Origin of the sequence: Photobacterium sp. 1_MG-2023, assembly GCF_030547945.1 — a bacterium.
Lineage (GTDB): Bacteria > Pseudomonadota > Gammaproteobacteria > Enterobacterales > Vibrionaceae > Photobacterium.
Genome location: NZ_JAUORR010000051.1, coordinates 1 through 10335, shown reverse-complemented (window position 1 = coordinate 10335; position 10335 = coordinate 1). Strand labels below are relative to the sequence as shown.

Here is a 10335-nt window from a genome sequence, read left to right as displayed (position 1 = left end):
TTGTTGATCTTGCCGGATCAATCAACAGGTTACACCGCAACCCTTTCTTCGCATACACCAGAAATCATCATAGCTCTCTTATCTATGGAGCGTTAGGCATTTGATTGGAGAGGTTGGACAATTTTTTGACTTATACACAGCTGAACCGAGTATAAGTTATGATAATAATGCAATACAATTTGAAAATAATCCATTAATGCTGAGCGCAATGACCTTAGGAAATGTAATTGTTCATGGTAATAGTCCAGCGATGCAGCCAACATCTTATAGATATGGTGGTGCACATACCTTAGGTTTTGAAGAGATGCAACACACCTATCAAGCTCAGATGTTAGGTCCATTTTATTTTCCGGCACATATCGTATTAGGATTATCAGGGCTTATAAATAATGGTAATTGGCATGGAGACTCAGCGTTTTTAGAGCAGGGCCCACATACAAGGAGACCAGCAGCATGGTAAGAATTAGCATCAAGATATTATTTTATATTATGTGTTTGTTGCTTCTTCAAGGGTGTCCTAAATATGAAGAGTTTGTAATATTTAATAATACAGGAAACGATCTTTCTGTACTACTTAAAGATAGTGTTGTCAATTTACCTAGAGATGAGTTTTTGATCATAGACAAAGATATTCTGGGGCGAATGAAATGGGAAGAATATAGAGGGGTTTCCTTTCCTACCCTACAGCTTTTTAAGCGGGGAGTTACTATGACATATATATTCGGTCGAAGAAGCTCTGGCATACCTGAAGAGTATGTTAAGGATGTTTCTGGATCGTTTTTCAGTGTAAGTAAACGCCAGTTTTACTTCCAGATTGAGAAGGATAATAATATGTATTTACGTTTTCCTTCTGAATCAATAGTTGATATTCAGAAAATAAAACAGCCTGCTGGATATCCTATTTCTCCTGGAAGTTAATTTTTAAGTCAATGTGTTATATGATTTTTTAATTTTCCCAATGGATGTTTATCGTATGCTGTATATATTTGTAAGAAATAATTTTAAACGATCAATACTCGTTTTTTTACTTCTGTTTGCACCTTTTCTGGCCCAGGCCAACTACTCCTGTGTTGGGGAAATCAAACACTTTGGGATTGATACCTCAACGCTGCATGTCAGCAATGGTTTTGGGGTGCATAAACTGTGCAATGTTTCTGAGGAATATTGCAAAGTATGGATTTCGACTGCGCTGTCAGCCAAGATGGCGAACCAATCTGTGGCCATTTATTACAATCACCCATCAATTTCCGGAAATCAGAGTGGTGGCCGATGCCATGATATTGGTGATTGGGTCGTGCCAGAAGATAAAGTGTATTATTTCCAGGTTTGGTAAGTTCAATTTAAAAAAGGGAAAAAAATGAAAAAATTCTCACTATTGCTCGCAGCAGTCGCCTGTTCACCATCGTATCTTTATGCAGAGTACAACACGAACATGACAGGGGTTGTGACTGAAGTGTTAACCTACACCGAAAGTAATAATATTCTGTTCCGGTTAAATAACCAGCCAGCCTCACATCCGACGTGTAAACCGGGTTATTTTTCGGTCGATGCAAGTGTACCATCCGAAACCCGCCACCAGGTTTTATCCCGTTTATTGACGGCTTACGCTACAGGTAAACCGGTTAATATTGGTTACGATAAAGATGGAACCTGCTCAGGGACCTGGATCAGAACTTACCGGGTTGGATAAAACAATCTGACTCGAATAAACCGCTCGGTTGGTTTGATGCTTTATGTTAGTTTCATGCGCTTCAATCTTATACCAATCAAAGTAAGTAAGTGATCAAAAATAGAGCAGGAAAAATGTTTGAGAACAAGGCAGATTTTTTAGATCAGTAGTCATTCTACAATCAAAAAATCTAACGCAGTGATCGAACATTTTAACAAGCTAGGATGACCAGTTATTTACTGCGATTGGTATTATTTCAAGGGTTATCTCAAACACGCACTATCAATTGATTTGAAGGTGGGTGAGAGAGCAGGGAAACGCATGAACCAAATTTCCGCGAAAGAATTGCTGTGTACAGATGCGGTGCTGCTTTGCCCATCTTTGTTTCTGATTTGGGGAAAAGTGGCTCTCACGTTGCTGGCGCTGGGTGTGGTGATGTTGTTGGTCCGGGGATTGCCTTGGTTTCGTCGCTTTGCTCAATTCCCAGGTGCTCGCTGTTATGTGCACATCATTTTATGGGGAAGCCTGGGTGTTGCGCTGATGTCTCGGGTGTTCTCGCAATGGAACGTCTTCTTTATTTCTGCCTGGGCAATGTTTTATGTCTTACTGAGTCTCCGGCAGTCCGAGAAATGGATGAAGGGCCATCGATGATGGCCCTTTTTTTATTGTGATGAGACATTACTCAACTGCTTCGACTTCATCTGGGATGAGATTTGCAGCTTTAATCCCGGCGATGGCACAGAACTCATCAAGCTCTGATAAATCACCACTGATGCCGACGGCGCCCAGCAGGCACTGATTGTTACCACGAATCAGAACCCCGCCAGGGACGGGCAGCAGATTCCCCTCTGCCAGCACGTTAACGGCCGACATAAAGGCAGGACGCTGCTGCGCATCCAGCGCCAGTTTGCGGGAAGAACAGCCCAGTGCCAGTGCGCCCCAGGCTTTTGCGATTGCAATTTCAGGACGCAGCATGCTCGAACCGTCCTGACGCTGCAGGGAAATCAGTTTACCGCCACTGTCGAGTACAGCGACGGTCAGGGGTGCAGCACCTTTGGTCAGGGCAGTGCTGAATGCGCCCTTGGTAATAACCAGTGCATCTTCCAATGTTAAGCTCATAGTGATCCCTCCGATCAAGAATTAATTGACTAACTTTTTGAGCGGCAGCCGGTTCCCGACTGCCGGGTATATTGTTTATGTGCCACCAATCCATGCTCGGTGGGCGGCTTTACTCCGAAAATGTCATGTACACCATGACCGGGAGTAAACGTCTCTACCGCCCTGGGAAATCCCCCTGAGCAGACAATCAGCCAACCAACAACGGATAGCTTGGTAAAGTCAGGAATGGTGCAAATTCGTCTGAGGTCGACAGCTCGTCAAACAACTGCGCTGCATCATCAAACCGGCGCTGCGGGTGATTCGCATCCAGCTCCAGTTTCAGGCTGGCCACTTCCTGCGCCAGCCAGGTCCGGAACAGCGCTGTGGTAAACAGCTGACCGTCATCCAGCGTGACGCCGTGGTGAATCCATTGCCAGATGTTGGCACGTGAAATTTCGGCGGTGGCTGCGTCTTCCATCAGACCATGGATTGGCACACAACCCAGACCACGGATCCAGGCTTCGATATAAAGCAAGGCAATCCGGATGTTCTTGCGTACACCCGCTTCGTTTCTGTGGCCTTCACAAGGCGCCAGCAGATCTTCTGCTTTGATGTCATTCGCTGCCGGTGGCAGATAATCAAGCTGATTCGGTTTACCGCCCAGACGCTGGTTAAAGACCGTCATGGCTGTTTCAACCAGCCCCGGATGCGCCACCCAGGTGCCGTCGTGACCGTTGGATGATTCACGCTCTTTGTCTTCAATGACTTTTTCCAGAACCTGTTTCATCTCTTCCGGATCTTTGCTCGGAATAAAGGCAGACATGCCGCCCATAGCCAGCGCGCCACGCTGATGACAGGTCGCAATCAGTAACTGGCTGTACGCGGTCAGGAAGGGTTGCGCCATGGTGACGTCATGACGGTCCGGCAGGATGCGGTCTTTATGTTGTTTCAGGGTTTTGATGTAGCTGAAAATGTAGTCCCAGCGGCCACAGTTCATCGCGACAATGTAGTCGCGCATCGCATACAGGATTTCATCCATCTCAAAGACGGCAGGCAGGGTTTCAATCAGCACTGTTGCTTTAATTGTTCCGGTTTGCGCGCCAAAGTAGTTTTCAGTGAAACGGAAGACATCTGCCCACCATTCGCCTTCTTCCATGGATTCGAGTTTTGGCAGGTAGTAATACACGCCCAGGCCCTTCCGGGCACGGGACTGATAGTTATGGAAGAAGTATAGGCCGAAATCCATCAGGCAGCCTGGAATCGCTTTGCCCTGATACTGAATATGCTGTTCAGGCAAGTGCAGGCCGCGCGGACGGGCAATCAGCAGCGCCGGCTGATCATTCAGGATGTATTCCTTCTGGCGGCGTTCGTCGACATAACGCATGTCGCCGAGATTGGCATCACGCAGGTTGATCTGGCCTTGCACCATGTTGTCCCAGCTCGGCGCAGTGGCATCCTCGAAACAACACATAAAGACTTTGGCGCCAGAGTTCAGTGCATTGATCACCATTTTGCGGTCTACCGGCCCGGTAATTTCAACGCGGCGATCCTGCAACGGCTGAGGAATCCCTGCGATCTGCCAGCTTTTATCTTTTCGGATCGCGGCAGTATCAGCACGAAAACCCGGCAGTTTGCCCTGGTCAAATTCCTCTTGTCTGGCTTCACGTCGGGCCAGCAGATTGTCCAGACGACCAGAAAACTGGCTGACCAGCGCGGTCAGAAATGTCATGGCCTCATCGCTCAGGATCGCCTGATAGTCGGGTGACAGTGAATCAACAGCGAGCTGCAGGGATTCGGCTTGTGCCTCATGAGGTTGTTGGGTATCCAATTGCGTCTCCTTAGAACAAACGGTCTATCGTTTTGTATACATCTTATAATTTTCCTATTATCTATACCTCATCAGGCTAGCAGACGTAAAGTTGTTTTTATCATGATGTAAAGCTGATGTTGTTTTTATGTATCTTATTTTTTGTTGTTAAAGTATTGTTTTAAAATAACTTTTCTCTGATTGGTCACATGAAGTTTGTTTTAAATTGAAGAATGGCCCTTGCTAAGATCATTTCACTATGCCTAGAATACAATCATACACAACATTGTATACAATTATGCAGGAGGCAATATGGCGAAGATGAAGGCAATTGAAGCCGCCGTTGAAGTATTGAAAAAAGAAGGGGTTATTCAGGCATTTGGTGTCCCAGGTGCAGCAATCAACCCAATGTATGCAGCACTGAAAAAGCTGGGTGGCATTGATCATGTTCTGGCTCGCCATGTTGAAGGTGCGTCTCATATGGCTGAAGGCTACACCCGCACGAACACAGGGAACATCGGTGTATGTATCGGGACTTCCGGCCCAGCGGGTACAGATATGATCACCGGTTTGTATTCGGCCGCGGCGGATTCTATTCCAATTCTGTGTATCACTGGTCAGGCACCGCGTGCGCGTCTGCACAAAGAAGATTTCCAGGCCGTCGATATCGAAAGTATTGCGAAGCCAGTCACCAAGTGGGCGACCACAGTGCTGGAACCTGCTCAGGTGCCTCGTGCATTCCAGCACGCCTTTCATCTGATGCGTTCCGGCCGCCCGGGACCGGTACTGATTGACCTGCCGCTCGATGTCCAGCTGGCTGAGATTGAGTTCGATATCGACACCTATGAGCCGCTGGAGCCCTACAAGCCAACGGCAAGCCGTGCACAGGTTGAAAAAGCCCTGTCGATGCTGAATGAAGCGGAGAAACCCCTGATTGTTGCGGGTGGTGGTGTGATTAACGCCGGTGCCTCTGATCTGCTGCAGCAGTTTGCTGAAATCACTGGCGTACCCGTGATTCCAACACTGATGGGCTGGGGCTCGATTCCGGACGATCACGAACTCATGGCCGGTATGGTTGGCCTGCAAACGGCGCACCGTTACGGGAATGCCAGCATGCTGGCGTCAGACTTTGTGTTCGGCATTGGTAACCGCTGGGCAAACCGTCATACCGGTTCTGTCGATGTGTACACTAAAGACCGTAAGTTTGTTCACATTGATATTGAACCGACCCAGATTGGCCGCGTCTTCTGCCCGGATCTGGGGATTGTTTCGGATGCAAAAGCAGCGCTGGAACTGCTGGTTGAAGTTGCGCGCGACATGAAAGCACAGGGCAAACTGGTGGACCGCAGTGCCTGGGTGGGTGAGTGTCAGGAACGCAAAGCAACGATGCTGCGTAAAACGCACTATACCGAAACCCCGGTGAAGCCAATGCGTGTCTACGAAGAGATGAACAAAGTCTTTGGTGAAGACACCTGTTATGTCAGCACCATCGGTCTGTCTCAGATTGCAGCCGCACAGTTCCTGCACGTCTACAAGCCAAACCACTGGATTAACTGTGGTCAGGCTGGCCCGTTGGGCTGGACGATTCCGGCTGCGCTGGGTGTTCGGGTTGCCGATCCGAAGCGTCCTGTGGTTGCTCTGTCAGGTGACTACGACTTCCAGTTCATGATCGAAGAGCTGGCTGCGGGTGCGCAGTTCAACCTGCCTTACATCCATGTGCTGGTGAACAACTCTTATCTGGGACTGATCCGTCAGGCGCAGCGCCAGTTTGATATCGACTACTGTGTGCAGCTGGCGTTTGAAAACCAGAATGCGCCTGAACTGAACGGCTATGGCGTTGACCACGTTGCTGTGGTTGAAGGCTTGGGCTGTAAAGCGATTCGCGTTACGGATCCCGAGAAGATTGCAGACGCATTGCGTGAAGCTCAGGTGCTGATGAACAAGCATCAGGTGCCGGTTGTGGTGGAAGTGATTCTTGAGCGTGTAACCAACATTGCCATGGGCGTTGAAATTGATGGCATCAATGAATTTGAAGCACTGGCTGAAAGTCAGGACGACGCACCCACTGCCATTACGTTCAACCAATAATGTGCCACGAATAGCAAAAGGAATGTGACATGCCGAAATTAGCAGCAAATCTGTCCATGCTCTTCACGGAAGTTCCATTTATGGACCGCTTTGAAGCCGCCGCAAAGGCGGGCTTCCGTGGCGTGGAATACCTGTTCCCTTATGCCTTCGAAGCGGAGGCAATTCAGACCAAACTGAATGAGTTGGGTCTGACTCAGGTGCTGTTCAATTTGCCTGCGGGGGATTGGGACGCTGGCGACCGCGGGATTGCGGTCGATCCAAAGCGTGTGGAAGAGTTTCGTGCCGGTGTGCCGGAAGCGATTCGCTATGCCAAAGCGCTGAACTGTACACAGGTGAACTGTCTGGCGGGCATCGTCCCGGCTGGCGTGACACCGGGTCAGGCGGAAGCAACTTTTGTCGACAACCTGCGTTTTGCCTCGGCCGAACTGAAAAAAGCCGGCATTCACCTGGTGATTGAAGCAATCAACACCCGTGATATTCCGGGCTTCTTCCTCAATAACACCCGTCAGGGGCTGGATATTATTGAGAAAGTCGGCAGCGACAATCTGGAACTGCAATACGACATCTACCACATGCAGATCATGGAAGGCGATCTGGCGACCACGCTGAGTCGCGAACTGGGCCAGATCCGCCATGTTCAGCTGGCTGACAATCCGGGCCGCCATGAGCCGGGCACCGGTGAAATTAACTATGCCTTTCTGTTTCAGCATCTGGACGAGATTGGCTATGAAGGCTGGGTGGGCTGTGAATACAAGCCGCAAACCACGACTGAAGAAGGCCTGAGCTGGCTGAAAGCATTCAATCAAATCTAAGGAGAGAATCATGACGACTATCGCATTTATCGGCACCGGTATCATGGGTAAACCTATGGCAGAGAACCTGCAAAAAGCAGGGCATCAACTGATTTTCTCTGACCATTACAATGAAGCACCGGCTGATCTGGTGGCGAATGGCGCTCAGGTTGTCCATTCAGCAAAAGCAGCAGCAGAAGCCGCAGAATATATCATTCTGATGGTGCCAAACACACCGCAGGTCGAAGACGTTCTGTTTGGTGAAAATGGCGTTGCACAAGCGCTGGATGCCAGTAAAACAGTCATTGATATGAGTTCAATCTCGCCGATTGAAACCAAGACCATTGCAGCACGAGTCAAAGAAACGGGTGCCGATTATCTGGATGCGCCAGTCTCCGGTGGTGAAGTGGGTGCGGTCAACGCCACGCTGACTATCATGGTTGGCGGCAGCGAAGCCGGTTTTGCGAAAGCCAAGCCTCTGTTTGAAATCATGGGTCAGAACATCAATCTGGTGGGCGACAATGGCGCAGGCCAGATTTGTAAAGTCGCAAACCAGATCATCGTTGCGCTGAACATTGAAGCCGTTGCAGAAGCGCTGGTTTTCGCCTCTAAAGCCGGTGCAGATCCTGCGCGTGTCCGTGAAGCGCTGATGGGCGGTTTTGCCAACTCGAAAGTGCTGGAAGTGCATGGTGAGCGTATGGTGAAAGGCACCTTCGATCCGGGCTTCCGCATTCAGCTGCACCAGAAAGACCTGAATCTGGCACTCTCGGGTGCTGAAGCACTGGGCATGTCGCTGCCAAATACTCAATCTGCGCAGAACCTGTTTGATGCCTGTGTGAAACTGGGCGGCGAAGGCTGGGACCACTCAGCAATGATTCGCGCCATTGAAGAACTGGCAAATCATAATATCCGCCAGTAATCAGAACGTTGGCGGCCTTTCGGGCCGTAACAGGGTGCAGCATCAGCTGTGGCTGCACCCTCATATTTTTCGTCACATAACAATTTTTGAGTCTCCTTTGGTTATGTGGTCCCGAAACCGCGGGTTGGATTAAAGGGGCTGGCTGCTTGTCAGAGGTGGCTCAGCTGGCCCCGACCAGTTCGATATCGTGTGGGTGACAGTGACGGTTTCGGGTTTTTTCCCCTGGTGATCACCACCGGGAACAACTATGACGTGGAGCAAAACATGCACATGGAAACGCATGCATTTCTGACTGCACTGTTTAATCGTGCAGTACAACAGGCCCTGCCCGGTGAAACGTTAGCGCAATACCTGCCAGAAGATAAAACAGGGAAAGCTGTCGTCATTGGTGCGGGAAAAGCAGCAGCCTCAATGGCGAATGCTCTGGAAGCCGTCTGGGAAGGCGAGCTGGAAGGTCTGGTGGTCACGCGATACGGTCATACCGCAGCGTGTCAGCAGATAGAAGTGATCGAAGCCGCACACCCGGTGCCGGATGATGCAGGCCGCGAAGTGGCAGAACGAATGCTGCATCTGGTGCAGGGGCTGGACGAAAACGATCTGGTGATTTGCCTGCTCTCCGGTGGCGGGTCAGCGTTGCTGAGTCTGCCAGCTCCCGGCATCACGTTCGCTCAGAAACAGCAGATCAATAAAGCACTGCTGAAATCAGGGGCAGCCATTGATGAGATGAACTGCGTTCGTAAGCATTTGTCTGCCATTAAAGGCGGTCAGCTGGCGAAAGCCGTCGCACCGGCAAGGTTGATTACACTGGCAATTTCAGATGTGCCGGGCGATGAAGCAACCGTCATTGCATCTGGCCCGACCGTGGCGGACCCGACAACCAGTCAAGATGCGCTGGAAATTCTCAGCCGTTATCAGGTGAGTGTGCCCGATTCCGTAACGGACTGGCTGCACAGCCCGGAATCAGAAACAGTGAAGCCGGGGGATCCCTGTCTTACGCGTGCATCATTTGAACTGATTGCCAGCCCGCAACTATCTCTGGAAGCTGCGGCAGATGAAGCCCGGAAGTGGGGGATTCCTGCCCATATTCTGAGTGATTGTATTGAAGGTGAATCGCGTGACGTCGCGAAAGTGCATGCTGCACTGGCCAAACAAGTCGCGGAACGTGAACAACCTTTCCAGGCGCCTTGTGTGTTGCTCTCTGGTGGAGAAACCACGGTGACGGTTCGCGGTGAAGGCCGTGGCGGGCGAAACAGTGAGTTTCTGCTGAGTCTGTACCATGAACTGCAGGGTCATTCGCAGATTTATGCACTGGCAGCCGATACCGATGGGATTGATGGTGTTGAAGACAATGCCGGTGCCGTGCTGAATCCGCAGAGCTACCCTCAGGGGTTGGCTCTGGAACTGAATAGTCAGGATTATCTGGATAACAATGATGGCTACACTTTCTTCAAACAATTGGATTCATTGTTAACCACAGGTCCGACTTTAACGAATGTAAACGACTTTCGCGCCATCCTGATTCTTCCGAAGGAAGCGTGAACCCAGAATGACTCCTTGAGTGATGTTGTAAGTTGTAAGAGGCAACGGTAGGCACAGTTTTCTTTGTCCTTGGAGACTGTGTGCCCTTTTGGAATAGTGTCAGCGGCACTATTCCTTTTTTTATTTCTCACTGGGTGAATTGTCGTGACTCCTTTTTGATATCAATTTCTATTCACCGTCATTTTCGCCTGCGCGGAAACGAAAAACCTCATAAGATTCAGTCAATTACCGTCATTCCCGCGCAGGCGGGAATCCATAGAGCGCCGGGCTACAAACACACGAAAATCATCATTGAACAGATAAAATCACAGCAAGGTTCAGTCATTCTGTAATATCGTTCACTGCGTCCAGACGAGGCTCCGGCGCATCAACGTCACTGGGTTCCCGCCTGCGCGGGAACGACAAAATTCATATAATTCAGGTA

General features: G+C 49.7%; 11 protein-coding genes. 9 read left to right on the top strand and 2 right to left on the bottom strand.

Annotated elements, in window-relative coordinates:
• Nucleotides 1-100: 100 nt before the first annotated feature.
• The 5 genes from Q4579_RS22345 (at nt 101) to Q4579_RS22325 (ending at nt 2320) form a co-directional block, all read left to right on the top strand.
• Entirely contained in the window at nt 101-460 is a 360-nt protein-coding gene (locus Q4579_RS22345; protein ID WP_303567105.1) for a hypothetical protein, read from the top strand.
• A complete protein-coding gene (locus Q4579_RS22340) occupies nt 454-918 on the top strand; it encodes a hypothetical protein (protein ID WP_303567104.1) in 465 nt (154 codons plus the stop codon). Before Q4579_RS22345 ends, Q4579_RS22340 begins: the two co-directional genes overlap by 7 nt.
• A gap of 55 nt (nt 919-973) precedes the next feature.
• Nucleotides 974-1333 (top strand): hypothetical protein, encoded by a 360-nt coding sequence (locus Q4579_RS22335; RefSeq protein WP_303567103.1) that lies wholly within the window; start codon nt 974-976, stop codon nt 1331-1333.
• A gap of 24 nt (nt 1334-1357) precedes the next feature.
• Nucleotides 1358-1690 (top strand): hypothetical protein, encoded by a 333-nt coding sequence (locus Q4579_RS22330; protein ID WP_303567102.1) that lies wholly within the window; start codon nt 1358-1360, stop codon nt 1688-1690.
• A 300-nt stretch (nt 1691-1990) separates the two neighbouring features.
• Nucleotides 1991-2320, top strand: coding sequence for a hypothetical protein (locus tag Q4579_RS22325; protein WP_303567100.1), 330 nt, complete (start codon nt 1991-1993; stop codon nt 2318-2320).
• A gap of 27 nt (nt 2321-2347) precedes the next feature.
• Here the strand turns inward: Q4579_RS22325 and Q4579_RS22320 are convergent, their stop codons facing one another.
• Entirely contained in the window at nt 2348-2788 is a 441-nt protein-coding gene (locus tag Q4579_RS22320) for a heme-binding protein (RefSeq protein ID WP_303567098.1), read from the bottom strand.
• 187 nt (nt 2789-2975) lie between these two features.
• Nucleotides 2976-4595, bottom strand: coding sequence for a malate synthase A (aceB, locus tag Q4579_RS22315; RefSeq protein WP_303567096.1), 1620 nt, complete (start codon nt 4593-4595; stop codon nt 2976-2978).
• Nucleotides 4596-4886: 291 nt separating this feature from the next.
• Between aceB and gcl the strand changes: the two genes are divergently transcribed.
• The 4 genes from gcl (at nt 4887) to Q4579_RS22295 (ending at nt 9911) form a co-directional block, all read left to right on the top strand.
• Entirely contained in the window at nt 4887-6662 is a 1776-nt protein-coding gene (gene gcl / locus Q4579_RS22310; RefSeq protein ID WP_303567094.1) for a glyoxylate carboligase, read from the top strand.
• A gap of 29 nt (nt 6663-6691) precedes the next feature.
• Nucleotides 6692-7474 (top strand): hydroxypyruvate isomerase, encoded by a 783-nt coding sequence (hyi, locus tag Q4579_RS22305; protein WP_303567093.1) that lies wholly within the window; start codon nt 6692-6694, stop codon nt 7472-7474.
• Between the two features lie 10 nt (nt 7475-7484).
• Complete coding sequence (locus Q4579_RS22300; RefSeq protein ID WP_303567091.1) at nt 7485-8372, top strand: 2-hydroxy-3-oxopropionate reductase; 888 nt, start codon at nt 7485-7487, stop codon at nt 8370-8372.
• 264 nt (nt 8373-8636) lie between these two features.
• Entirely contained in the window at nt 8637-9911 is a 1275-nt protein-coding gene (locus tag Q4579_RS22295) for a glycerate kinase (RefSeq protein WP_303567089.1), read from the top strand.
• Nucleotides 9912-10335 lie beyond the last annotated feature (424 nt).

Bases quoted from the DNA above. Each gene is read 5' to 3' on its own strand.
- Q4579_RS22300 (WP_303567091.1), top strand. From the start codon at position 7,485: ATGACGACTATCGCATTTATCGGCACCGGTATCATGGGTAAACCTATG.
- Q4579_RS22335 (WP_303567103.1), top strand. From the start codon at position 974: ATGCTGTATATATTTGTAAGAAATAATTTTAAACGATCAATACTCGTT.
- Q4579_RS22295 (WP_303567089.1), top strand. From the start codon at position 8,637: ATGCACATGGAAACGCATGCATTTCTGACTGCACTGTTTAATCGTGCA.
- Q4579_RS22330 (WP_303567102.1), top strand. From the start codon at position 1,358: ATGAAAAAATTCTCACTATTGCTCGCAGCAGTCGCCTGTTCACCATCG.
- Q4579_RS22325 (WP_303567100.1), top strand. From the start codon at position 1,991: ATGAACCAAATTTCCGCGAAAGAATTGCTGTGTACAGATGCGGTGCTG.
- Q4579_RS22340 (WP_303567104.1), top strand. From the start codon at position 454: ATGGTAAGAATTAGCATCAAGATATTATTTTATATTATGTGTTTGTTG.
- gcl (WP_303567094.1), top strand. From the start codon at position 4,887: ATGGCGAAGATGAAGGCAATTGAAGCCGCCGTTGAAGTATTGAAAAAA.
- hyi (WP_303567093.1), top strand. From the start codon at position 6,692: ATGCCGAAATTAGCAGCAAATCTGTCCATGCTCTTCACGGAAGTTCCA.
- Q4579_RS22320 (WP_303567098.1), bottom strand. From the start codon at position 2,788: ATGAGCTTAACATTGGAAGATGCACTGGTTATTACCAAGGGCGCATTC.